Below are 22063 nucleotides of genomic sequence, written 5' to 3'. Positions count from 1 at the left end.
CATGAAGTATATAACAAAGGGTATGTATATTCATCGTGGTAAGGGGATTAACTATTGGCCTGAACTTGGTGGCTGGATGGTTGATAATGATTTGAGAGTATATGAAACGCTTGTAGATGCAAGAAATTCTGTGGACAAATATCATGATGGATCACATAAAGCTGAACCAAAGATTCTTGGAGAAGCAGAATATGATCATGGAGTATGGAAATTGAAAGCGGTGAAGTAATGAACGATTTAACACTTGGTCTTATCTATGCTGTAAAGCATAGTGAAAAATCTGCAAAAGAATCTATCATTGATTTTCTTTCTGAATATACTGGAACACCAAAGCAGTATTATTCTGATAATGAACTGGTACGGATAATTCGAGATTCTTTTGTAGACTATTTGAAAACGGCAGATAATCCAGCGTTTGATGTATGGCAATACTTTGATGCAAAGCGGCAGCAGGAAAACTTCAAAGATGTTTTTCCAGAGCAGCATAAAAAGTATGCGGAGCGTGATAATTGCATGGACATTGATACAGAAGCAATTCTTTCTGCATTCCGTTTGGCTTGTGTTCAGAAAGATGGTAAATATGTGAATGGGTTTAGAGATTGGAAGGAGCATAAGTGATGAAAAGATTAGGTAAGTTTACTGGAAAAATATATGATGATGATTTTGATTTTTCTAAATGTCTGGAATGTTGTGTTTGTATTTCTCCTGAACAGGCTAATGATGAAAAATTTATTGCAGATCGTCATACAAAAGATTTGCTTGATTGTTTGAATTGTATGGGTTGTCCAGCAGCTACAATGTATTGATATGAAAGGAGCAAGAAATTTGAGTTGTAATGAGAATACTTGCAAAATGAATGTCGTAAATCGTGGAGGCAGTAGCAAACCAGAGTGTACCAACTGTGGTCATCGGTTTGAAACTGATTATGCGGATAATCCATATAGAGAAATGTGTCGTATCACTAAAGGAAAATTCAAATTCTGTCCAGTCTGTGGAGCAAAGTATGTTGGATGCCAAATTGAAGGGATAGATTTTGATAAATGTCGTGTAGATTTGCAGGACTGGATCAATAGGGGATTGTAAAATAAAGGGGAAAAATTATGAAAATTGAATTAGTTGATGTTTGTGGTCAGACTGACACAATAAATAAAGAGGTAGAACAGTTAAAGCAAAAGGGATTTTTTATCACAGGACAACATGGCGGTGGAGAATATGGGTCTTGCCTTGTAATGAAAAAAGGCGATACAGAAGATGAGATCAAACAAGTTAAGGAAGAATCTGAAAAACATGAAGAGTATGTTAAATCATATTGGGATTGGCACAATAAAGTTTTCCAAATATCACAAATTTCTTTGAGTATTCTCAGTTGAAAGAAATCTATGAAATGCGTGATAATCCTAATCTTATTTGTTATTGGTATACTAAAAATGAGTACACAGGTAAATGGATTTATCAGGGGACTTGTATTGGGTATGGTATTCCTTATGGAGCAGCAATTACCGCCCCTGAATCTTCGCAAGAGGCCCGTGGTGGAGGTAGTTATTGGAACATTGTACCTCTTGCAGAGCCGAATGGACTGTATACAGAAAGTGTTGTGACTACGTCTACTTGGATTCTTACTACAAATGATTCTGGTGAAATTGCACCGACATATGTTGAGAGTGAGATCAGTGTAAGTCAGACTAAGATGGACGCTCGTCTTTGTGAAAACTGGTCTATCCCTGATAATTATTAAGGAGTGTTTACAATGGATGATTTTCTGCATGAGATTCTTGAAAACACAAAGAAAATGTTTCCGGGTGCAACCAGTGTAAGGATTGTGGTCACAAACGAAGATGTAAAAACTACTGCATCTTATAATGGTGAACTATCTGACTATTCTATGAGAAAGATTGATGGATCGTGGTGCAGTAAACGCAAGTAATTCATTCAACAGGTGATACATATGGATTTAATCGAAAAATATCTACGTGAACATTCTAAAGGTAAAGATTATCCAATTTGTAGTAGTGAATTAGCAGAGGCATTTAGTGTTCCAAGAACTATGATCCGGCATATGATTAATGCCGCTCGAAGTAATGGAAGCCCGATATGTTCTGGTCAAAAGGGTTATTACGTAGCAACTGATAAAGAGGAAATCAAAAGCACTATTGACTCATTACGTGGGCGCATTACAAAAATGGAAAAGGCTATTGCTGGCCTTGAAGCGTGTTTGTAAAACAAAATCTCCCTCACTACGTTTGTGGTGAGGGAGGGATATGGCAGCGTGTCAGAGTGGCTTAATGAGGCGGTCTTGAAAACCGTTGGCGACTAATATTCGCCCGTGGGTTCAAATCCCACCGCTGCCGCCATATTGGAGAATGGTGGAATTGGTAGACACACCGTACTATGGAGCGGCGAAGGTAGCGCAACCTTCTTTGTAGGTTCAAGTCCTACTTCTCCAGCCAAAATTATTTTAGTTCTAAACGTTGATTGACTAATCTTTTCATATCGTTTTCCCAAGCGGTCTTTCTATGATTGCGTTTCCATTTGATGTATTCATTCCAGCGAACGTTAGAAGCCTCCCATGACAGGCCAAAGATACGTTGAATATCTTGTGCTGATTCTACGTTTAGCATTTCATATAAAGGCATAGGACATAACAAGAGTGCAGCAAAATGATCGGCTTCAGCCTCAAGTTCTGGATTAGACAGATTATTGAAATTATTTTCTGCAATATGAGGTTCAGCAATATATGGAAGGTGGTTGAGCGTAACATGACCAAGTTCATGAGCCAGAGTCCAGCGAATACGTCCTAAAACATTATGGTTTTCTCTGGATGAATTGAATAGAATAAGATACCGATTTTTTCCTACGTCATAGTGTGTGCAGCCGCTTTTACTTTCGCATAGAGCAAAGACCTCTTGTAAAGGGCATTGATTGAGTTCTGCAAATTTATTGTACGTCATTGTTTTACAGTTATCCATCTGTTCAAAGAATAGTCGTGGATCAAGAGGAAATTTGATGCTTGGCAGCTTTTTGTAAAGTTGCAAGACTTGATTACAAATATAGGCGTATCTAATCAAGGCCATCACCTCACTTGGATTGTATCATAAATAGTGTCCCATAAAACGGACTTACTGATTATCGTCTTTAAAAGCATATTCAAAACCTATACGGAGCATTTGCATCATTTTTTGCCTATCCCCTCCTACCATTTTTGATCTTGCTCTTTGGATGGATATAATGTCATCGTCACCAATTAATTCATCGGCTGGTGTAGGAATGTCAGTCAGACCAAGGATATAGTCAACGGTCACGCCAAAGTAACGTGCAATAACTTTGATTTTATCTACGCCAGGGGTGCTTGAGGACTTCCATTTCTTGATGGTTGAGTTAGCAAACCCACAGTCATTTTCCAGTTTAGCGATTGAAATGCCTTTTTTCTCGCACAGCATACGGATTCTTTCATATAGCGTAGATTCCATAGAAAATACCTCCAATTAGAAAACTATCTCATTTTTCCCTTGACAATGAGAAAACTATCTGGTATTATAAAGACCGTGGCTGAGAAAGTTATCTCATCTACACTGATTATAAGGTAAATTATCTAAAATGTCAAGACTTTTTAGGAGGATGATTCATAATGCCTTACAGCAGCAAGCAGGAAATAAATAAGTTGGTAGAGAATTTGGGTCAGTTTGGGATGTTTAAGGTTACAACAGATAAGGGCATTGAGTTTATGACTACAGAAATCGTTGGTAACATGGGCGTTTTTCTGGAGTTTCGGCGGTTGTTTGCGTCCTCTGTGTACACTGATAATGCTGTTATTGGCATTAAGTATGTGTCTAAGACTGTAGTGATTTGTAAGACTTCTACTACCACATATACTATAAAAGCAGTATATGGTAGAAAAGAGCCTGTCAATCGTGGACGGCGTAAGTTTAGCCAGATTGAAGATTTGATGGATTTGAAGTATGTGGACGATAACTATAATATGTACTTTCCAGAACTGGATTTGTTGATTCTTCCTATCCATCCTGTTTTATTAGGGAAACTTACAATTACCGAACAAGCACAAATCAAGAGCATTATTAATGTATATTTATATGGAAAAGGTCAAGCCATGCAGATGTGCAGAACTGTTTGTTTCCAAGTCCGGCTGTATGATGATCGTAACCGTATTTATGCTGGTATCTTTGATCTGGAGCGTGGTTGTTCTATAACCAGTAGGCAAATTTTTGAGGAATATATGTCTGTCGATATGCCAGATGATATTCTTGCAAAGCATCGAGCATTTCAGAACCATGCAAAAGAATTTATGAAAAACTTAGGGAAATTTGGAAATAAGGCTTGACAAATCGGCGCAAGCCGACTATAATAACAATAGATACAACAACGGAAGTGAGTGATACAAAATGCTCTGGTAAGGACGCTGGATTAACGTCCAGCAGCAAGAAGTTAAGGCTATCTTAATCCATTGATTTTCTTTCTCCACAATAACAATAAATGCAAAAATCTTCTTGACAAGTGCGTTTAACTATGTTATTATAATAGTGTGAGGTGATTATAATGGTAGATAACTTGGTGATGGACAGATATGTTGAAGAATCCTCGCTAAAAATGAATGAAAAAAGCAAGCAACATATCAGAACTTTATTGACAAAATTCTTTGGAATGAAGCCTGACGTGGCCTATAATGACCTGACTCGACAAGATTTAATTGAAATGCTTTCTGCTTTTAATGCTACATCTATTATCACTTTTAACTCTGAAAAGAGCAAGATGAATGATTTTATGAAGTGGATGGTTGAGGAAGGCTACGGAACAGATGAACCATTAAAAATTCTTGGTGATATTACATTCTTTGATCTTGACCGCTCCCATTTGTATGATAGGTATTATTTTCGGGACTATGAAGAACTTCATAATACGATGGATGAAGCCTTTTCAGAGCGTGGATCAGAGTTTGATACATTCAGGTCTGCTGCTGTGTTGGTATGGTTTGGAATTGAAATTAAATACCTTTCAAACATTCTAAAAGAAGATATTTATGAGGACGAAGGGTATGTAGTTCATCCAGAGACAAAAGAAAAAATTATGTTGCCTCCATTGGCTATGTATGTTCTTATAAACTATCGTGACTCAGACACCTATGATTCAAGTAAGTTCGGCGGCAGCGTTATGACTTATGCCAAAAGCAAATTCTTATTCAGGAGTTATAAAAATGCTCAATTTACAACAGCGCAAATTACAAACATATCAAGTTCTGCAAATCGTGCGGCTGAAGAAATTGGCAAGACATTTCAGTGGAATAAGATTTATCTGAATGGTATATATAATAGGATGTACCAGTATGAACAAGAGCATGGTGATTTGTCAAGGTCTGACTTTGATAAGCTAAAAGTTTTCTTTGGAAAGCCGGACTTGAAACCAACTTCTCAACACAAAATGGATATGGCAAGAAAATTTGAAGAATATCAGGAATTTAAGGAGCATATGTATTCTTGAATTTCAGTTTTAAGGGGCGTGGCCTCTTAAAACTTGGCTAATAACCACAAATACAACTATCGCAGAATGGTTCAATGGTAGAACACCGTAAGGAGATGCTGGTTCGAGTCCAGCTTGTGCGAACATCATTTTTCAAAAATCAAAGTTTAGAAAGGAAGTATGTAAAATGACTACTGAGAAGATGACTGTTCACAAGGCTCTTGCAGAACTGAAGGTGCTGGATGATCGTATTCTTGCCGCCATTGGTGCTTGCAACCTTATCACTACTAAGAAGAATAATCAGGATAAGGTACGTGGCAAGACCGTTGCAGAGTTCACCGCCGATGCCAAGTCTGCTTATGATAAGGCAACTGACCTTATTAAGCGGCGTAACGCTATTAAAGATGCTGTGAATGTGTCCAATGCCAATACCACTGTCAAGATTGGTGATCAGGAGTACACTGTGGTTCAGGCTATTGACAAGAAGAATCATGGTATGGATTTCTTCAAGAGTTTGCGTGACACTATGGTAGAGCAGCTTGCCAAAGCAAAGACCGATCTTGAGCGCAATAACGATAGCCTCCAGCAGAAGGCAGAGCAGTTTGTAACTGGCCTGATGGGTAATAAGGATGCCAAGACTAATGGAGATGAGTTTGATGCCTCTGTTCGGACTTACATTAAGTCAAACTCTATGGATTTGATTGATCCCGTTGGACTTGAGAAGCGGATCGAGGAACTGGACAGTATGATTACGGCGTTCATGACCGAGATTGATGCCGCCCTGTCCGTCAGCAATGCTCTGACCACCATCGAGATTACTTACTAAAGCATATCTCCTTCGCTGCATGGCGAAAACTATAAACCATGACACGCCTGAGTTTTTGGGAAAGAGTTCTGAGGTGTAAATTAATAAAAACTCTACCCACCTTCTGAAATTACGGTTATCGTAATTTTTAATACATAATCAAATTGGAATATGATTATTATATAAAAATTATAAATTCTATCAAGTGGGAACTGCATTATGACAGTTCGCCACAGAATAGAACTTAAAAGATGACTGTAAAGTTCAAGGCTGAAAGTTGAAAGCTGAAGGCTCAATGCTCAAAGTTTAGACTTGTCAAAGGTGAAAGGTTAGGCAACAAAGTTAAAAGGTAGTCAAAATCCTTGTAAATGGTTTTAGGAATTGTCATGCTTGTCCTTTAGTGATCCACAAGGCTGCTATGTAGCGAGGTTGATATAAATAGAATGTCTGATAGATACTATCGGACATAAAATTTGGTATAAGCCAAGTGATTTCTCTCATTATAAGAGGATTCATCATATTGGAGATATTCACGGATGTTATACCGTCTTGAAAGAGTATTTGAAGGATGGATTCAAAGATGATGAATTATACATTTTCTGCGGCGACTACATTGATCGTGGCATTGAGAATGTAGAGGTAATCAACTTCTTGTATGAAAACATGAATCGCCCTAATGTGATTTTGCTGGAAGGAAATCATGAACGCTGGCTTTGGTATTGGGCACATGGTGGCACATCTAAATCAGCAGAGTTTGAAAAAGTTACCCGCAAGCAGCTTGAGGCTGGGGGGTTGGATTCTAAAATTGCTCGAATGTTGTATCGTAAATTTAATCAGTGTGTGTATTATACATACAATGAAAAAACTGTTTTGGTTACTCATGCTGGTTTAAGTGTAATTCCTGATAATCTGACAGAGATTGCATCTGAACAGATGATTCGTGGAGTTGGACGGTATAGTGAATACTTAGATGTTGCAAAGACATTTGATGAAATTATGCCTGAGAATACATATCAGGTGTTTGGTCATCGTAACACTGAGGATTCTCCGATTACGGTGTCAAAACGGTGTTTTGATCTGGAAGGTAACGTTGAGTTCGGCGGTAATCTTCGGGCTGTAGTTTTGGATGCAGACGGTTTTCATCCTGTAATGATCAGAAACACAGTGTTTAAAGAGCAGACTAACGAGGAAGCAGTTGTACCAACTGAATATACTGAAACAGAGCAAAACGTTATGGAAGTTGTGGATAAAATGCGTCAGAACAAATACATTTACGAAAAGAAGTATGGCGACATTTCCTCTTTCAACTTTACCCGTGAGGCTTTCTATGATAAGAAGTGGAATGAGCAGACTACTAAGGCCAGAGGTTTGTTTATTAATACAGCAAATGGAACTGTAGTTGCCCGTTCTTACCCAAAATTCTTTAATGTTAATGAGAGAGCAGAAACAAAGTTTAGTATGCTCCAGCATAAGTTGAAGTTCCCCGTTACTGCATATGTAAAAGAGAATGGATTCCTTGGCATGGTGTCATATAACCCTGATACAGATGATTTCTTTATTACCAGCAAGTCCAGTCCTGATAGCGAGTTTTCAGCATGGTTGAAGGCAATGTTCTATGAGAATGTAAATGACGCTGCTGGCCTGAAGGAATATCTGAAGCGGAAGAATGTCACAATGGTATTTGAGTGTGTAGACATGGAAAATGATCCTCACATTATCAAATACGACAAATCACATTTGTTCCTGTTGGATATTGTAAAAAATCAACTTGAATATGAGAAATTGCCTTATCAGCAGCTTGTTCAGATCGGTAAAGAGTTCGGATTTGAAGTTAAGACACGTGCATATCAGTTTATGGATTGGCAGAGTTTCCGTAACTGGTATACTGAAATCATGGATGAGGAATATCTTTATGATGGCAATGTAGTTGAAGGTTTTGTTGTTGAGGACAATGCTGGGTACATGGTAAAATTCAAGTGCTATTACTATCATTTGTGGAAACATATGCGGTCTGTTGCACAGGAAGTATTCAGAAGCGGACAGTATCGCCATATGGGATCGCTGCTTACTCCGCTTGAAAATAAGTTCTATGGCTTCTGTAAGGAAATTAGAGATCGGGAACATCCCAATCATATCATTCCGTTGCGTGATATGTTTATGCAACAGTTGATTGAAAGCAAATAACAAGAAATACAACAACGAGGTTAAAGAATGGACAGAGTTTTATTAAGCACTGGTAATAATAGCTGGGGAACTCCGCAGAAGTTCTTTGACCGCTTGAATCAAGTATTCCGTTTCACTCTTGATCCGTGTGCAGACGAAAACAATCATAAGTGCGATAAATTCTACACTGTGCAGGATGATGGCATCTCGCAAAATTGGGGGGGGCAAGTAGTTTTCTGTAATCCACCGTACAGTCGTAGGACGAAGGATAATCCCGGACAAGAGGATTGGATTGAGAAATGTTGTTCAGAGAGTGAAAACAACAAGATCACAGCGGTCATGCTTATACCAGCAAGAACAGATACAAGGCCACAACACGAATATGTGTTTGCTCATGCAAAGTATATCTGCTTTGTTAAAGGGCGGTTAAAGTTCAACGATGGTGCTGATCCAGCACCGTTCCCAAGTGAAGTTGTTGTTTTCACTCAAGACAACTTTGACAAAGAAATCAAAGGTCTTTCAGACCTTGGGTTTTGGATTAAATTAAAGGAGTGATGCGAAATTAAATATGTTGGCAGCAAGTCCCGGATTGCCAAACATATTGTTCCTATTATTCAGTCATACATCGACAAGACAGACGCAAACTTTTACTTAGAGCCTTTTATCGGGGGGCAAATGTAATTGACAAAATTTCTTGCAAGAGAAAAATTGGTTATGACATTAATCATTACTTAATTGAGTTATTCAAACATTTGGACATGATAGATGAATTGCCAGATGACATTTCAAAGCAAGAATATAGTGATGTAAGAAAGTCGTGGCAGGATCAAGACGGTAAATATCCAGATTGGTATATCGGTGCAGTTGGCTTTCTTGCATCATATAACGGAAAGTTTTTCGGTGGTAGGGCTGGTACAGTAAGGACAAAGATTGGCACGATCAGAAACTACTATGACGAAGCAAAGCGAAATCTGTTGGCACAAATCCCAAATTTGTCAGGGATTGAATTTGATGAGTTTGATTACCAGCAGCTTGATATGTCTAAGTTCAAAGGTGGCGTGATCTACTGCGATATTCCGTATAAGAACACGACAGGCTATCAGCAGACATTCAATCATGATGAGTTTTGGGAGTGGGCTGAACAATGTTCAAAAGACAGCATCGTTCTGGTATCAGAACAGGTATCCCCGGATGGATGGAAGTCAATCTGGTCGAAACCAGTTAAGCGAACGCTGGATAATGCGTCACGGATTGACATTATGGAACAACTATATATTTTTGATAAATAACAAGAAATACAAACATTGGAGATGATAATAGCATGACACGTATGGAACAAAAAAGAGTACATAAAATTCGACTTTTAAGCATTGCTGTGATGGTTATTACTTTGGCCTGTATCCCTGCTTGTTGTACTGCTCCTATGCACCCTGTTCCCGCATTTGGTTGAGGGGTACAGAATGGCAGCAACAACTAAAACTTGGGGGGGCAAGCACTACCACTTGATAAAGGTTCTTTACGAACAAATATAATATTCAATGATGACTGTATCAAAGGAATGTCATTGATGCCTGATGAATCGGTTGACTTGATTATTACCGATCCTCCATACAGAACTACAGCAAGGGGAAACGCAGGAAACAGTGGCGGTATGCTCCAGAAAGACATAAATCGAAAAGGTCAAGTATTTCAACACAATGATGTAGATTGCACAAAATATGCTCCTGAATTTTACCGCATACTAAAAAATAGTGGTCATTGCTATGTAATGACAAACCACGTTAATCTAATTCATATTCTCAATGTTTTTACAAAAACTGGATTTCACTTCATCAAATCTCTAATTTGGAACAAAGGGAATAAGATTATGGGACAGTATTATATGTCACAGTTTGAATATATTCTGTTCTTCAGAAAAGGCAAGGGTGTGAAAATTAATAACTGCGGTACAAGTGATATTTTATCTGTTCCAAATATCAAAACAAAGGGCGCAGACGGAAATAATTTGCATGATACAGAAAAGCCGATTGAATTAATGCAAATACTTGTTGAAAATTCATCACATGAAAATGAAATCGTTCTTGATCCGTTTGTAGGTGTTGGATCAACTGCTTTGGCAGCGGCACGTACTGGACGTAAGTTCATTGGATATGAACTTGATGAAAAATATTATGAGATTGCTTGCCAGCGAGTGGATCAAGAGATTTGGGAAACTGAATTATTTTAGAAAAGAGGATTTTGATGCAACCTGTTTATCCTGAATTTATTAAATTCTTAGATAGTTGTGGTTGCGATACAAGTTGGTATCAGGAAAATACATTCTGGTTAGACAACAACATCATTAAAGCCTTTATAACGGGGGGGCAAGTAGTTTGTCTATTTAGGATTACGGTTGATGATAACTTGAATTTATCTCTGAAGAAACATAGAACAAACAAGGGATATGCAGAGTTTGAATCATGGAATGAAACCATTTGTCGCAATCAAGATCACATAAAAGAAATTGAACATGAGAGTCTTTTGTTATTACATGAACAATGTATAGATACAGATAGAAAGATTGTTAATACAAACTCTACTGGCAAAGACAGCATGGTAGTAAATCATTTGGTAAAGAAATCGGGAATAGATTGCGAGACTTATTTTAATGTTACAACACTTGATGTAGCAGAAAGTAATCAAATGGCAAAACGAAATGGATTCAAACATATTTATCCTGATCCGCAGTATGGTGGTTTCTATAAATATGTTCATGATAGTGGCATTATTCCAACGAGATTTGCACGATTCTGTTGTACTTATTTCAAAGAAAAACCAACTGTAGATTATTTCCCCGCAGATGAAAAAATATTATTCCTATTTGGTATCCGTAATGAGGAAAGCAGCCAGAGGTCAAATTATGATGATATTACTAAAAATCCCATGTGGGGTGATCGAGACTGGATTGGTGTTCTCCCTATTCGTAAATGGACTGAATTAGATATTTGGCTTTATATACTTTCTGAAAACATTGAAGTAAATCCAAAGTATAAGTATGGGTATACGAGAGTAGGTTGTGGTATCGCTTGCCCTTACTATACAAAGTATACTTGGGTTCTTGATAAGTTTTGGTATCCATATCTCTACAATCGGTGGAGAGATATTCTAAAACAAGATTTTATAGAAAAAAATAAGTGGCTCATTATGAATTGTACAATTAATGAGTATGTTACAAAAGCATGGACTGGTGGTGTATATCGTAAAGAGCCAACTGATGAAGTTATTCAAGAATACGCAAAATATGCTGGATTAGACGAAGATATAGCCAGAAAGTATTTTAGTAGATATTGTGAAAACGGATGCCTGAATACAAGAGGACAGCCGCTCAAATTAAAAGATAAGAATACGCTTGCAATGAATATGAAAATGTTTGGTCGTGATATTGAAAAATTCAAATGCAAGAAGTGTTTGATGAAAGAGTTTGGATGGACTCAAGAACAATGGAATAACCAAGTTAATGAATTCAAAAATCAAGGATGCAGACTATTTTGATTATAAGGAGAGATGCTAATGAAAATTTACTATGCTCATCATGTTTGGAAGTACGATACACCTATGGAGAATTTTGAAATTAAGTGTATTGAACGGCAATTTAAAGATGCAGTTATTGTAAATCCTCGCACAACCATCCCGCAAGATCAACCAGAAAGCGTCATTCTTGATTACGCATATAAAGCACTCAATAACTGTGATGCTATTGTGTTCTCTACATTTTCAGGAATGATTGGACATGGAGTATTCAATGAAATCATTTATGCTTTCAATGCAGGAAAGAAAGTATATCAGCTTGACGGAACTGAATGTATTGAAATTAGAAGTTACACAGATTTTATTAAGCATGGAATTCGTGATTTTATTTTCCGTGGCGATAACAGAATGTACGCTGTTGTAAATTCTCCATGTTGGTGATGTAATGGGATTAAGGGTTTTATCAATTTGTGGCGGTCTTGAAACTGGATTGCTGGCCTTAAAAGAATTAGGAATACCAGTTGATGAATACCATACTTATGAAATTTTTGAACCAGCTATCGAACTTAGCAAAAGGCATTTTCCTGAAATTATTCATCATGGAGATGTTATTGGAGCAGATTTTTCGCAGTTTAAAGGTTTTGATCTGGTGATGGCTGGTACGTGCTGCCAGAGTTTATCGGTAGTCCGGCAAGAAAACAATCAAGTATGTTCAGGACTGATGGGCAAATCTGGCATTTTCTTTGAGTATGCAAGAGCCGTCAAAGAAATTCAGCCAAAATGGTTCCTGTTGGAGAATGTAGTTCCAAAAAGCAAGACTGATCAGAATATTATTACCGATAACTTGGGGGGCAAATTCCTCAGTTGATAAATTCAAATCTCTTTTCTGCACAAGACAGGGAGAGATTGTATTGGACGAATATTCATATTGGTTCGCTGCCTAAGTCAAACACAACTGTCCTGAAAGATATAATGGTATCAGATGCGCCAGAGAAAGATTATTATGATAAGCCATATATCTTTCATGGTGTAGATAAAAAAGTAATCGCTACATTACAAGTTAATACACATGATATGTTGAAACGAGTTTACAATCCTCAATTTAAATGTGCAACTTTGACTTGTGTGAATGGTGGTTATCAAGAAAAGAAAGTTTGGGATAATGGACGTATTCGCAAACTGACACCTGTTGAGTATGAGAGGTTACAAACATTGCCAGATAATTTTACAGAAGGATATAGTGACAATGTTCGGCGTTCACTCTGTGGCAATGGGTGGACAAAAGAGGTTATAAAGCATATTTTCAAGGGCTTATAACAATAAATACAACAAGAAAGAAGGTATAAGATGGCAAAGATTGTAGAGTTAGAAAGTGGCACTGATCCTGTTGAGGAAGTTACTGATCCAAAGCAGAAGGCAAAGAACGAGACAGAGGAAATGATTCAGCGTTTGATGAAAAAGGCATATGTGCTTGGATTGTCTGCTGGTATGAAAACCATGTGTGGTTCTATTCTTGAGAAGATGAATCAGAATAAGAATCTTAATCCTCAGAAGCAGTTGATGCTTTTACGTCAGTGGTGTAATCACAATTTGGCAATTAACAACCAACAGGACGAGAACAACGATACAGAAAGCAAGTCAGAGGAAACTACAAATAATACAGATAAAAAGGAGAATGAAAATGATGCGTAAGTCACAAAGCAATTCCACTATTTTGACCGAAAAGGCGGCGCAGTTAGACAGTCTGATGAAGGATTCTGAGAACGCAGTATCCGTGATTACCACAACGATTGATAGGCTGGCAAATGTAAATGCCCGTATCAATTCTACTCGTCAGGAGATTGAATCTTATAAGGCTGAACTTGAACGTTTAGATGGTTCTATGGAGCAGCAGTTCTCTCACAACGCTAAGATCATCGAGAAGTTTAAGAACTTTCTGGAGGACTAATGAATAGGGATACGTTTGAAAAAGAGATTGGCTGGATTCATTCAGAAAAAATTGCAAAGTTTACTACATATTGCGTAAACAATCTTCCTGACTATTTCTTTACGGTTCCTGCATCGTCAAGTGGCAAGTATCATCCTTCTTATGCTCTTGGAGATGGTGGCCTTGTCCGGCATACTAAAGCTGCTGTGTCTATTGCTCATGAGCTGTTTAATCTTGAAATGTTCCCATTTACTAATGACGAGCAAGACTTGATTATTGTAAGCCTTATTCTTCATGATGGCTTGAAACAGGGTGATGGTAATGGAAAGAGAACGGTATTTGACCATCCTATTTTTGCAGCAAATTTTGTAAAGAGGTGTAATATTGAAAGCCAGTTGTTGACTGATGAACAGGAAGCCTTTGTAGTAAACGCCATTGAATCTCATATGGGGCAATGGAATACATCAAAGTATTCTAAGGTTGAGTTGCCAAAGCCTAAGAATAAGTTTCAGAAATATGTTCATCTGTGTGACTATCTGGCCTCACGAAAGTATTTGGAATTTAACTTTGAAGCTATTTAAAAAACAGTAAAGGAGAAAAAGTAAATGAGTTATCAAGCACGATTCAGTTTTGTTGGTACTCCCGTCATTCCCAAGCAGAAGTCAGATACCAAGCGTCCTTTCTGCAAGGAGGGTGAGTATGTTGATAAGCAGACTAAAAAGAAGCGCAAGACGCTTTCTATGACGTTTGGTGTTAAGGAAACGGACTCAAATATGGCCTTTGTTGAGGCTTTTGATAGTGTCCAGTCCACAATTAAGACAATGGATGCCGACAATGAGAAGATGGATGTTGATTGGGATGACCGTTTCGATGAGGAAATTGTTGATAAGGTTTCTAATGCCAAGCAAATCAAGGAAGTTTTTTCTGAGATGGTATATGCGAGGCCACTTTGGGATGATGAATACCCCGGAGAAAAGTTTGATGTAAAAGCATACCAACTGGAGAAAGACAGTAGCGGTAAATATACAAATGTACGAAAAACAATTCCATTGGATCGAGATAAGAAATATATTGTTGCATTTCTTGATAAAACAAGAAACGATGATGATAAAATTCAAGTCCTTTATCAATTCAATGGCAGATTCAATCGTTGGAAAGAGATTGGATATTGCTCTGTATTTAATGAACACAAGTAAATTATAAGGAGTAAAAGCAATGGAACATCTGACAAGTACACAACAAAAAATGGTAGAAGATAATCACAAACTCATTTATGGTGCTGCTCATAAGTACAAAATCAATCTTGAAGAATACTATGACGTTCTGGCGATTGGATTGTGTAAGGCAGCTATGGCGTTTGATGAAACGAAAGGCCAGTTTTCAACTTTTGCATATATCATTATGCTTAATGAGTACAATGGCGTATTGAGGCACAATAAGACGAGTAGCGTTATTCCTGCTCAAAATATTGTATCAATGAATACTCGAATGGCCTCAGATGATGGTGATTGTGTCGTAGAGTTTGGTGATATGTTTCCTGATAATGTAGACATTGAAAAAGATACCGCAGAAACGGATTACATACGTTTTCTATGTAAGAAAATTTCCAATCCACAGGAGCAAGAAGTTATTAAGTTGTTGGCTGATGGATTTACGCAGTCTGAAATTGCGGAGAGAATTGGTGTTAGCCGTCAGCGTATTGGTCAGTTGATGAATAAAATTCGAGCAAAATTGGGGAAATATGCGGCATGAGTGTGGGTTGTTTATGTTCCCATTGTGATGCTGCTGATTGTAATAGACGCAAGAATGATAAAATTCGGTGTACTAAATACAGTCAGTGGGTAAATCCGAATGATATAGGCTGTGATGCTTATGTAGGTGCAATGTCATTTGCTGATATGTCGCCTGAAAAAATGAAAGAAATCGCAAAACTGTATCACGATTTAATTATGTTAAATAACAAGTAATACAACAAGGAGTGTGTAAAATGAAGAATTGGAAGTTGCTTTTGATTGTTGCAACCGTTGTAATCGCTGTTGTGATGTTGTGTGTTTTTTCATTCCAAGGGGTTCAGAACAAGGCTATTTCGTTGGAGGAACAGATTAACACAGCACAGTCAGAGATTAAGGTTCAAGAGAAGCGTAGAGCAGACCTGATTCCCAATTTGGTTGACTGTGTTCAGGCTTATGACGAACATGAATATCAAACCTTGATGGATGTTGTTAATGCACGTGGTAGTTCCTCTGATGAAAGCGTTCAGGAGATTCAGACCATGATTCAGGCTGTTGCAGAGGCTTATCCAGAACTCAAGAGCAATGAAAACTATCGTGAGTTGATGAATGAGTTGGCGACTACTGAGAATCTGATTGCGAACTATCGCAGTAACTTTAACAAATGGGTTAAGAGTTATAATCAATACGTAAGGAAGTTCCCGAACCGACAGATTCTTGGGATGCTTGGATATGAAATTATTGGGTACGAATACCTTGACTATAATGTTTCTTCAGATGCTCCAACAAATCTGTTTGAGTAAAGGATATTTGCATGAAAGTTACTAAGCGAGAAATTATCTTTAGTGTTGCTATTGTAGCGGTAATGTTGATTTTTGGCATTGTATTATCAGACAAAATCAATGATAGCCTGATGAATTCATATCAAGAGTACAATACAGCATTGCAGATCAATGATGATCCTGAATTGTTCAGATATGGAATGAGAACAAATGTTGGCAATGCGTTCGTTCATGGCAATTTGGCAGCGGTTGGTTCTGTATCATATCCTGAAGTTGAAGGCCAGTATGCCACAATGACAAAAGTGACTGAGCGATATACGATGCACACCAGAACAGTAACCAGAACACGCACTGTCAATGGTAAGACACAAACTTATACTACAACGGAGAATTATTGGACTTGGGATAGCATTGATAGAGATTATCTTCATGTTGATAACATTTCGTTTCTTGGTGTAGAGTTTCCATATGGAACAATAGACTATTTCCCGGAACACATCATTACAACCATTTATCAAACTTCACATTTACGAGATGTATATTATGGTTCTGATTTGGAGTATGAAGGAACTATTTATACAGTGTTATCGGACAACACAATTTCAAATACTACTTTTTACTGTAATAGTTCTATAGAGGAAACGATTGATTCCTTAGAGATTAAATGGCAGTTGATTGTATTTTGGATTGTTTGGGTTTTACTAATTGGTGGCCTTGTGTATGGTTTCTATTACATTGATAATAGGTGGCTTGAGGGATAAGTAAAGTTCGATAAGAAGGGAGGGTGATATTATCGTCAATGCCTTGTCGTTATCGAATTACTTAACAAACAATGTAGATGCGTGTATTACCCTTCTTGAGTGTATGGGTTTTACGCAGATTACATATAGGCAGCATAAAAATGAAATCAGGTTCAGTCGTGATGAAGGTCACAATCCCACAGCTATGCGGCTCAAACTTGATACATTAAAGTTTGATGGATTTTCAATCAATGCACATGGCAATTTGTATTCTCTTGTGATGAAATATGAGAGTATGACATTTCCTGAAGCATTAAACTTTATTGCGGATGAACTTGGATTGCAAAAGAGCCAATTTAGTAGAAAGGTCAAGTATCCTTTTGGCGGGTTCTACAAAGGCTTAATGAAAGAAATTCAAGAGCCGGAGTATTCGATGCAAACATATGATACTTCTATTCTTGATGAGTATGCAGGAAAGTATAATCTCATGTTCTTTCGAGATGGTATTAGCTTTCAAACACAGGAATATTTTAATGTAGGTTTTGATATAGAAACTTTGCGGATCACTGTTCCAGAATATACACTGGACGGTAAATTATGCGGGATCATGGGGAGATTGAACGATAGTAAATGCTCCAAAGATGAACGCTGGTTGCCGATCATTCCATGTTCCCGCAGCCTTACCCTTTATGGATACCATCACAATTATGAAACAATCCAGCAAAAGAACATAGTTGTAATTGGTGAGTCTGAAAAGTTTGTCCAGCAGCTTCATTCAATGGGGAGCGGTATTGGCTTGGCAACGTGTGGCTGTGATGTAAGTGATGTTCAGGCCAAGCATATTAAATCTCTCATGACAAATAAGATTATTTTGGCTTATGATGAAGGACTGGATGAAGATCAGATACGCTTACAAGCTGAGAAATTGATTCTTAACAATGCTGTGTTTAAGAACAAAGTAGGATATGTATTTGATAAGGACAATGAGATTTTACCAAAAGGAAGTAAAGCAAGCCCATCTGATATGGGTAAAGAGGCGTTCACTGAATTAATACAAAGGCACGTTATTTGGTTATAGATGTGAGTTTGTTTTCAAATAACAACAAATACAACCGTAAGGAGAGATGTTATGGCAAAGCGAGATAAAGACCCAAGACTTCAAGCCTTATTTGATGCTGAAAAGAATGTATATAGTATTTCAAAGTGTAATACTATTGAGGAATGTTTGTACGAAACCTTTAAATCATACATTGAGCATGATAAAGGAGTAAATGGTATTTATGGTGTCCTTGGAACGAAAATTCATGACAAGCTGGAGGAAATTATTAATGGGGAGGCTACAGTTGATGAACTCCCTGATACTCTGAATCAAGAACTTTTAGATTTGGATATGCTTGGGATTGAGTTTCCAAAAGATTTCAAGGGTAATGACAGTATCCGCAACAACTGGATTGCAGACATGAAACATTTCTGTAAGACATTCCAACCGCCAAAGGGAAAGTTCCAGACTGAGCAACTGATTATCTATCCTTTGTCTGAGGACAGGTATATTCAGGGCTACATTGATCTTATTCGTGAAAATGCAGATGGGACTATTTCAATTTACGATTGGAAAACATCTACAGATTTCAAAGCGGCTGATCTTCTGCATCATGGGCGGCAGCTTGTTCTTTATGCTCTGGCAAAAGAGGCAGAGGGGTATACGGTGCGTGATGTGTCATGGATTATGCTAAAATACTGCGAAGTCAAATTCATGGGTAAGAAACGTGCCAACTCCAGAACCAAGACTGAAATTGTCAAGGTTCTGAACCGTGGCAAGTTGGTAAGTGAGTTGCAGCACCATATCGAAAGTGATCTGACCGAACTTGGCTATGATGAGATTGACATTGAAATCATGCTCAAGAAAGCCTTGGATGAAAACTCTCTGGATTCTCTGCCGGAGGAAGTTAGGTCTAAGTATATTATTAAGCCGTATGTTCGCCAGTATGAGATTACCGATGAACTCAAGAAAGAGACTCTGGATTATGTAAATAAAACTGCCGATTTATTTGAGTCTTTGGATAAGGATGATTCAAGTCAGTGGCCTCCAAGGTCGTTCACAAAACTCAGCAAGACAGGCAAAGAAGCAGAGGATACTTTCTTCTGTAATAATCTTTGTAATTTCCGAAATACCTGTGTTCATCTAAAGCGATTCAATGATCAATGGGAGTTGCGTAAAAAGGACGCAGACGAGGATGCTGATTTGTTTTAGTATGAGGGAGTTGCTTACATGACTATTATTGATTTCCTCAAGGAAGTAAAACGTATTCCGTTATGGGATAGAACACCAGCAATTTCCGATGAAAACTTAGAAGATTTGATTAATCAAGCTGATATGGATAAAAAAATTGGACGATATGACCCATATCCTATTCTTGGTAGTAGACCGCAGCAGTATATTCCCCGTGGATTGCTGATGATCCATGAAGGGCAAGCATGGGAAAATCATGGTCAGTCTCTTAGTCAGTTAGCACAAAGAGGTGGACTAAGCTGGGCCGAGGCTCTTGCAATTATAGAAGGTAAGTCTTGGAAAGATGCAGAACATAATGAAAATACCGCCGAAATTATTGTTAGGAAAATGGCTTCTGAGTTTATGAAAGGTTGATTATATGCAACATGATAAAATTAAGTTGAACTGTCATATTAATGGACAAAACGCATATGACAAATTCAAGAAAATTGCATCAGAATTTTATAAAGATTCTACCTATAAATTTGTAGGGCTTGAACTTGATAAAAAACCAACTGCTGATAGTGTAGAGTTTTCTGTAGAATTTTGGAGTGTTGATACTGAAAGAAAGAAAAAGAAAAATTAAACAAAGATGAAGATAGGGGTGAGTAAATGCAAAATTATCACCGTCATACATCATATAGTAATATTTGGGGATTTAAGGACTCGGCTGCTGTAAATGAAGATTATGCAAAACGTGCCGTTGAACTTGGTCACAAAGTAATTTCCAGTGTGGAACACGGTTTTCAGGGATACTATTTTGAAACATATGAACTCTCTAAGAAATATGATCTGAAATTTATTTTTGGATGCGAAGCATATTGGGTCAAGGATAGGCACGAAAAGGATCGCACAAACTCTCATATTGTTTTACTTGCCAAGAACGAAAATGGGCGTAGAGCAATTAATTCTGTTTTATCTACAGCAAGTGAAGATGGATATTATTTTCGTCCTCGTCTTGATACCGAATTGTTGTTGAGCCTTCCAGCAAATGATGTTTTTGTCACCACAGCTTGTATAGCTTTCTGGCATTACGATGATATTGAAGATATTGTTGTCAAACTTCATGAACATTTTAAAGACAACTTTATGTTTGAAATTCAGTATCATAAGACAGAAGCACAAATCAATCTTAATAAGCGTATTTTGGCATTGTCTGAAAAATATGGTATTGAAATGATTGTTGGTATGGACAGCCATTTCATCTATCCAGAACAAGAGGCAGAGCGTAATTATATGCTTGCGACAAATCCAACCAGATACGAAGATGAAGATGGTTGGTATATGGATTATCCTGACGATGATACTACTATGAATCGCTTTTTGGAGCAGAATGTGTTTACCAAAAAGCAAATTCAAAGAGCAATGGATAATACCGACCTTCTGCTGAAATTTGACGATTATGACATTTTGCCAGATGGATCGCTAAACCCGATTTTCTCTAAAGATATTAAGTTGCCTACTTTGTATGATGGAGAACACGTCATTGATGGTGTATTACTTCCTAAATTAACGCAGGAGGAACGCAATAAGGAATATAGTAAGCTGATCACACGGCTATTTAAGGAATATGTCAATGATGTTCCTCCAGAACAATATGATGAGTATTTTGAGGGAGTAAAAACAGAAGTTCAAGTAATCAAAGACACCAATATGTCGGATTACTTTCTAATCGACTATTACATGGTAAAACGTGCCATTGAAAAAGGCGGCGTTCTGACAAATTCAGGCCGTGGTAGTTCAGTTGGTTATTTTACTAATACTCTCCTTGGATTCTCTAAGGTTGATCGTTTCCAAAGTCCTATCAAGTTGTACCCGGAACGATTTATCAGTAAAAGCCGTATTCTTGAGACAAAATCGTTGCCAGATATTGATTTGAATTGGGGTACACCAGAAATCGCAGCAGAGGCGCAGGAAGAAATCTTGGGTAAGAATCATGCTTATCCTATTTTGATGAGTTTGGTTCGATTGGTAAAATCAAAAGATTTGTTGAAATCCTTGATAAGCTATATGAACGTTCACAATTTAGTAAGTCTGATCTTCCGAAGGAATTTATCTCTTATATCATGAAATATTCTGAGGCCACAGACAAACAGTATCGAAAATTCGATTATGATGCAGCACTCAATGAAATTTGGAATGACTTAGATGATACTGAGATTTCATTTAATGAACGTTTGAAGTATGAACTCAACAACATTGGTTATGTCAAAACCATAATGCCTGATATGTTACCTGATTACGCCTTTGTGCAGGAGTATGAATGTAAATATAAGAATCCTAAACTGACGCTATATCGACTTTGTGATGGTTCTACAGAGGTTGTTAAGGTGCGCCGAAAAAAGTATGATGAAGCACCAATCAATGTTGGGGACATTATCAAAACGCTGGAATGTTCAGATGAAGGCCGTTGGTCTAAGGACGAAAATGGTGACTGGCAGCAGAGCCAGACAGATCATGAATGTATCTTGAAGAAATGGTCTTTCGTCAGGGATAATACTACTGAGGGAGGGGAACCAGCATGAAATGTCCTTACGGAAACGAACGTTGTCTGTGCGCTAATTGCACAGACAACGCAAAGTACGATGGTTGTGAGAAGGGATATTGTATTCATTGCTATGAGTGTGAAGATGCTCAAAAAGCTATTCATGACGTATACTTTTGTATTGGA

Annotated in this window: 33 protein-coding genes and 3 tRNA genes; 34 read left to right on the top strand and 2 right to left on the bottom strand. The window is 37.7% G+C overall.

Annotated features, from left to right (window positions below; genetic code table 11):
* Position 1: 1 nt before the first annotated feature.
* From VSQ30_RS03755 to VSQ30_RS03715, 9 genes are all read left to right on the top strand, one after another.
* Complete coding sequence (locus tag VSQ30_RS03755; protein WP_334462111.1) at positions 2–229, top strand: hypothetical protein; 228 nt, start codon at positions 2–4, stop codon at positions 227–229.
* Positions 205–618: a hypothetical protein gene (locus VSQ30_RS03750; protein ID WP_334462109.1), complete on the top strand. Its 414-nt coding sequence runs from the start codon at positions 205–207 to the stop codon at positions 616–618. Before VSQ30_RS03755 ends, VSQ30_RS03750 begins: the two co-directional genes overlap by 25 nt.
* Positions 618–806 (top strand): hypothetical protein, encoded by a 189-nt coding sequence (locus VSQ30_RS03745; RefSeq protein WP_334462107.1) that lies wholly within the window; start codon positions 618–620, stop codon positions 804–806. Before VSQ30_RS03750 ends, VSQ30_RS03745 begins: the two co-directional genes overlap by 1 nt.
* Before the next feature lie 294 nt (positions 807–1100).
* On the top strand, positions 1101–1370 hold the full coding sequence (locus tag VSQ30_RS03740) for a hypothetical protein (protein ID WP_334462106.1): 270 nt from the start codon (positions 1101–1103) through the stop codon (positions 1368–1370).
* Positions 1367–1735, top strand: coding sequence for a hypothetical protein (locus tag VSQ30_RS03735; RefSeq protein ID WP_334462105.1), 369 nt, complete (start codon positions 1367–1369; stop codon positions 1733–1735). Before VSQ30_RS03740 ends, VSQ30_RS03735 begins: the two co-directional genes overlap by 4 nt.
* A gap of 12 nt (positions 1736–1747) precedes the next feature.
* The gene (locus VSQ30_RS03730) at positions 1748–1924 is read left to right on the top strand and encodes a hypothetical protein (protein WP_160265858.1); all 177 of its coding nucleotides are present in this window, start codon (positions 1748–1750) and stop codon (positions 1922–1924) included.
* A 21-nt stretch (positions 1925–1945) separates the two neighbouring features.
* Positions 1946–2218 (top strand): hypothetical protein, encoded by a 273-nt coding sequence (locus tag VSQ30_RS03725; protein ID WP_160265857.1) that lies wholly within the window; start codon positions 1946–1948, stop codon positions 2216–2218.
* Between the two features lie 42 nt (positions 2219–2260).
* A tRNA-Ser gene (locus tag VSQ30_RS03720) sits at positions 2261–2351 on the top strand.
* A gap of 3 nt (positions 2352–2354) precedes the next feature.
* Positions 2355–2447, top strand: a tRNA-OTHER gene (locus VSQ30_RS03715).
* A 3-nt stretch (positions 2448–2450) separates the two neighbouring features.
* Here the strand turns inward: VSQ30_RS03715 and VSQ30_RS03710 are convergent.
* Both VSQ30_RS03710 and VSQ30_RS03705 read right to left on the bottom strand, forming a co-directional pair.
* Positions 2451–3065: an ImmA/IrrE family metallo-endopeptidase gene (locus VSQ30_RS03710; protein ID WP_160265856.1), complete on the bottom strand. Its 615-nt coding sequence runs from the start codon at positions 3063–3065 to the stop codon at positions 2451–2453.
* Between the two features lie 51 nt (positions 3066–3116).
* Positions 3117–3467 (bottom strand): helix-turn-helix domain-containing protein, encoded by a 351-nt coding sequence (locus tag VSQ30_RS03705; RefSeq protein WP_334462101.1) that lies wholly within the window; start codon positions 3465–3467, stop codon positions 3117–3119.
* 158 nt (positions 3468–3625) lie between these two features.
* On the opposite strand from VSQ30_RS03705, the gene VSQ30_RS03700 reads away from it, so the two are divergent.
* The 25 genes from VSQ30_RS03700 to VSQ30_RS03580 all read left to right on the top strand — a co-directional run bounded on the left by VSQ30_RS03700 (position 3626) and on the right by VSQ30_RS03580 (position 21917).
* The gene (locus VSQ30_RS03700; protein ID WP_160265854.1) at positions 3626–4336 is read left to right on the top strand and encodes a hypothetical protein; all 711 of its coding nucleotides are present in this window, start codon (positions 3626–3628) and stop codon (positions 4334–4336) included.
* 215 nt (positions 4337–4551) lie between these two features.
* Entirely contained in the window at positions 4552–5490 is a 939-nt protein-coding gene (locus VSQ30_RS03695; protein ID WP_160265853.1) for a hypothetical protein, read from the top strand.
* Between the two features lie 60 nt (positions 5491–5550).
* Positions 5551–5612: transfer RNA gene (locus VSQ30_RS03690), tRNA-OTHER, on the top strand.
* Between the two features lie 44 nt (positions 5613–5656).
* Positions 5657–6295: a hypothetical protein gene (locus VSQ30_RS03685; RefSeq protein WP_334462100.1), complete on the top strand. Its 639-nt coding sequence runs from the start codon at positions 5657–5659 to the stop codon at positions 6293–6295.
* 417 nt (positions 6296–6712) lie between these two features.
* Positions 6713–8458, top strand: coding sequence for an RNA ligase (locus tag VSQ30_RS03680; RefSeq protein WP_334464784.1), 1746 nt, complete (start codon positions 6713–6715; stop codon positions 8456–8458).
* A gap of 27 nt (positions 8459–8485) precedes the next feature.
* A complete protein-coding gene (locus VSQ30_RS03675) occupies positions 8486–8992 on the top strand; it encodes a DNA N-6-adenine-methyltransferase (protein WP_334462099.1) in 507 nt (168 codons plus the stop codon).
* A gap of 203 nt (positions 8993–9195) precedes the next feature.
* Positions 9196–9726, top strand: a complete 531-nt coding sequence (locus VSQ30_RS03670) for a DNA adenine methylase (RefSeq protein ID WP_334462097.1) — start codon at positions 9196–9198, stop codon at positions 9724–9726.
* 278 nt (positions 9727–10004) lie between these two features.
* Positions 10005–10664: a DNA-methyltransferase gene (locus VSQ30_RS03665; RefSeq protein ID WP_334462096.1), complete on the top strand. Its 660-nt coding sequence runs from the start codon at positions 10005–10007 to the stop codon at positions 10662–10664.
* 14 nt (positions 10665–10678) lie between these two features.
* A complete protein-coding gene (locus VSQ30_RS03660; RefSeq protein ID WP_334462095.1) occupies positions 10679–11968 on the top strand; it encodes a phosphoadenosine phosphosulfate reductase domain-containing protein in 1290 nt (429 codons plus the stop codon).
* An 18-nt stretch (positions 11969–11986) separates the two neighbouring features.
* Positions 11987–12385, top strand: a complete 399-nt coding sequence (locus tag VSQ30_RS03655; protein ID WP_334462094.1) for a hypothetical protein — start codon at positions 11987–11989, stop codon at positions 12383–12385.
* A gap of 4 nt (positions 12386–12389) precedes the next feature.
* A complete protein-coding gene (locus VSQ30_RS03650) occupies positions 12390–12812 on the top strand; it encodes a DNA cytosine methyltransferase (protein ID WP_334462093.1) in 423 nt (140 codons plus the stop codon).
* Positions 12809–13261: a DNA cytosine methyltransferase gene (locus tag VSQ30_RS03645; RefSeq protein WP_334462092.1), complete on the top strand. Its 453-nt coding sequence runs from the start codon at positions 12809–12811 to the stop codon at positions 13259–13261. Before VSQ30_RS03650 ends, VSQ30_RS03645 begins: the two co-directional genes overlap by 4 nt.
* 30 nt (positions 13262–13291) lie before the next feature.
* Entirely contained in the window at positions 13292–13636 is a 345-nt protein-coding gene (locus VSQ30_RS03640) for a hypothetical protein (RefSeq protein WP_334462090.1), read from the top strand.
* A complete protein-coding gene (locus VSQ30_RS03635) occupies positions 13626–13892 on the top strand; it encodes a hypothetical protein (protein ID WP_217959281.1) in 267 nt (88 codons plus the stop codon). The genes VSQ30_RS03640 and VSQ30_RS03635 overlap by 11 nt, the downstream gene beginning before the upstream one ends.
* Positions 13892–14452, top strand: a complete 561-nt coding sequence (locus tag VSQ30_RS03630; protein ID WP_334462089.1) for an HD domain-containing protein — start codon at positions 13892–13894, stop codon at positions 14450–14452. The genes VSQ30_RS03635 and VSQ30_RS03630 overlap by 1 nt, the downstream gene beginning before the upstream one ends.
* A gap of 24 nt (positions 14453–14476) precedes the next feature.
* Positions 14477–15067 carry a hypothetical protein gene (locus VSQ30_RS03625; RefSeq protein ID WP_334462087.1) on the top strand — a complete coding sequence of 197 codons (591 nt, stop codon included), beginning with the start codon at positions 14477–14479 and terminating at the stop codon, positions 15065–15067.
* Positions 15068–15086: 19 nt separating this feature from the next.
* Positions 15087–15623 carry a sigma-70 family RNA polymerase sigma factor gene (locus VSQ30_RS03620; RefSeq protein WP_334462086.1) on the top strand — a complete coding sequence of 179 codons (537 nt, stop codon included), beginning with the start codon at positions 15087–15089 and terminating at the stop codon, positions 15621–15623.
* A gap of 235 nt (positions 15624–15858) precedes the next feature.
* The gene (locus tag VSQ30_RS03615; protein ID WP_334462085.1) at positions 15859–16404 is read left to right on the top strand and encodes a LemA family protein; all 546 of its coding nucleotides are present in this window, start codon (positions 15859–15861) and stop codon (positions 16402–16404) included.
* Positions 16405–16415: 11 nt separating this feature from the next.
* Complete coding sequence (locus VSQ30_RS03610; RefSeq protein WP_334462083.1) at positions 16416–17144, top strand: hypothetical protein; 729 nt, start codon at positions 16416–16418, stop codon at positions 17142–17144.
* Positions 17145–17247: 103 nt separating this feature from the next.
* Positions 17248–18201 carry a hypothetical protein gene (locus VSQ30_RS03605; RefSeq protein ID WP_334462081.1) on the top strand — a complete coding sequence of 318 codons (954 nt, stop codon included), beginning with the start codon at positions 17248–17250 and terminating at the stop codon, positions 18199–18201.
* Between the two features lie 51 nt (positions 18202–18252).
* Positions 18253–19374 carry a PD-(D/E)XK nuclease family protein gene (locus VSQ30_RS03600; protein ID WP_334462079.1) on the top strand — a complete coding sequence of 374 codons (1122 nt, stop codon included), beginning with the start codon at positions 18253–18255 and terminating at the stop codon, positions 19372–19374.
* Positions 19375–19392: 18 nt separating this feature from the next.
* On the top strand, positions 19393–19767 hold the full coding sequence (locus tag VSQ30_RS03595; protein ID WP_217959268.1) for a hypothetical protein: 375 nt from the start codon (positions 19393–19395) through the stop codon (positions 19765–19767).
* Between the two features lie 4 nt (positions 19768–19771).
* The gene (locus VSQ30_RS03590; protein WP_334462075.1) at positions 19772–19978 is read left to right on the top strand and encodes a hypothetical protein; all 207 of its coding nucleotides are present in this window, start codon (positions 19772–19774) and stop codon (positions 19976–19978) included.
* 26 nt (positions 19979–20004) lie between these two features.
* Positions 20005–21462, top strand: coding sequence for a PHP domain-containing protein (locus tag VSQ30_RS03585; RefSeq protein ID WP_334462073.1), 1458 nt, complete (start codon positions 20005–20007; stop codon positions 21460–21462).
* A complete protein-coding gene (locus VSQ30_RS03580) occupies positions 21459–21917 on the top strand; it encodes a hypothetical protein (RefSeq protein ID WP_334462072.1) in 459 nt (152 codons plus the stop codon). The genes VSQ30_RS03585 and VSQ30_RS03580 overlap by 4 nt, the downstream gene beginning before the upstream one ends.
* The last annotated feature ends 146 nt before the right edge of the window (positions 21918–22063 follow it).

Origin of the sequence: Acutalibacter sp. JLR.KK004, from assembly GCF_036941085.1 — a bacterium.
Classification (GTDB): Bacteria; Bacillota; Clostridia; order Oscillospirales; family Acutalibacteraceae; genus Acutalibacter.
This window is presented reverse-complemented; position numbering and strand designations above follow the sequence as displayed.

Coding starts and splice junctions, on each gene's coding strand:
- VSQ30_RS03755 (WP_334462111.1), top strand. CDS start 2: ATGAAGTATATAACAAAGGGTATGTATATTCATCGTGGTAAGGGGATT.
- VSQ30_RS03750 (WP_334462109.1), top strand. CDS start 205: ATGGAAATTGAAAGCGGTGAAGTAATGAACGATTTAACACTTGGTCTT.
- VSQ30_RS03745 (WP_334462107.1), top strand. CDS start 618: ATGAAAAGATTAGGTAAGTTTACTGGAAAAATATATGATGATGATTTT.
- VSQ30_RS03740 (WP_334462106.1), top strand. CDS start 1,101: ATGAAAATTGAATTAGTTGATGTTTGTGGTCAGACTGACACAATAAAT.
- VSQ30_RS03730 (WP_160265858.1), top strand. CDS start 1,748: ATGGATGATTTTCTGCATGAGATTCTTGAAAACACAAAGAAAATGTTT.
- VSQ30_RS03725 (WP_160265857.1), top strand. CDS start 1,946: ATGGATTTAATCGAAAAATATCTACGTGAACATTCTAAAGGTAAAGAT.
- VSQ30_RS03705 (WP_334462101.1), bottom strand. CDS start 3,467: ATGGAATCTACGCTATATGAAAGAATCCGTATGCTGTGCGAGAAAAAA.
- VSQ30_RS03700 (WP_160265854.1), top strand. CDS start 3,626: ATGCCTTACAGCAGCAAGCAGGAAATAAATAAGTTGGTAGAGAATTTG.
- VSQ30_RS03695 (WP_160265853.1), top strand. CDS start 4,552: ATGGTAGATAACTTGGTGATGGACAGATATGTTGAAGAATCCTCGCTA.
- VSQ30_RS03685 (WP_334462100.1), top strand. CDS start 5,657: ATGACTACTGAGAAGATGACTGTTCACAAGGCTCTTGCAGAACTGAAG.
- VSQ30_RS03675 (WP_334462099.1), top strand. CDS start 8,486: ATGGACAGAGTTTTATTAAGCACTGGTAATAATAGCTGGGGAACTCCG.
- VSQ30_RS03670 (WP_334462097.1), top strand. CDS start 9,196: ATGATAGATGAATTGCCAGATGACATTTCAAAGCAAGAATATAGTGAT.
- VSQ30_RS03665 (WP_334462096.1), top strand. CDS start 10,005: ATGCCTGATGAATCGGTTGACTTGATTATTACCGATCCTCCATACAGA.
- VSQ30_RS03660 (WP_334462095.1), top strand. CDS start 10,679: ATGCAACCTGTTTATCCTGAATTTATTAAATTCTTAGATAGTTGTGGT.
- VSQ30_RS03655 (WP_334462094.1), top strand. CDS start 11,987: ATGAAAATTTACTATGCTCATCATGTTTGGAAGTACGATACACCTATG.
- VSQ30_RS03650 (WP_334462093.1), top strand. CDS start 12,390: ATGGGATTAAGGGTTTTATCAATTTGTGGCGGTCTTGAAACTGGATTG.
- VSQ30_RS03640 (WP_334462090.1), top strand. CDS start 13,292: ATGGCAAAGATTGTAGAGTTAGAAAGTGGCACTGATCCTGTTGAGGAA.
- VSQ30_RS03635 (WP_217959281.1), top strand. CDS start 13,626: ATGATGCGTAAGTCACAAAGCAATTCCACTATTTTGACCGAAAAGGCG.
- VSQ30_RS03630 (WP_334462089.1), top strand. CDS start 13,892: ATGAATAGGGATACGTTTGAAAAAGAGATTGGCTGGATTCATTCAGAA.
- VSQ30_RS03625 (WP_334462087.1), top strand. CDS start 14,477: ATGAGTTATCAAGCACGATTCAGTTTTGTTGGTACTCCCGTCATTCCC.
- VSQ30_RS03620 (WP_334462086.1), top strand. CDS start 15,087: ATGGAACATCTGACAAGTACACAACAAAAAATGGTAGAAGATAATCAC.
- VSQ30_RS03615 (WP_334462085.1), top strand. CDS start 15,859: ATGAAGAATTGGAAGTTGCTTTTGATTGTTGCAACCGTTGTAATCGCT.
- VSQ30_RS03610 (WP_334462083.1), top strand. CDS start 16,416: ATGAAAGTTACTAAGCGAGAAATTATCTTTAGTGTTGCTATTGTAGCG.
- VSQ30_RS03605 (WP_334462081.1), top strand. CDS start 17,248: ATGGGTTTTACGCAGATTACATATAGGCAGCATAAAAATGAAATCAGG.
- VSQ30_RS03600 (WP_334462079.1), top strand. CDS start 18,253: ATGGCAAAGCGAGATAAAGACCCAAGACTTCAAGCCTTATTTGATGCT.
- VSQ30_RS03595 (WP_217959268.1), top strand. CDS start 19,393: ATGACTATTATTGATTTCCTCAAGGAAGTAAAACGTATTCCGTTATGG.
- VSQ30_RS03590 (WP_334462075.1), top strand. CDS start 19,772: ATGCAACATGATAAAATTAAGTTGAACTGTCATATTAATGGACAAAAC.
- VSQ30_RS03585 (WP_334462073.1), top strand. CDS start 20,005: ATGCAAAATTATCACCGTCATACATCATATAGTAATATTTGGGGATTT.
- VSQ30_RS03580 (WP_334462072.1), top strand. CDS start 21,459: ATGAAATATTCTGAGGCCACAGACAAACAGTATCGAAAATTCGATTAT.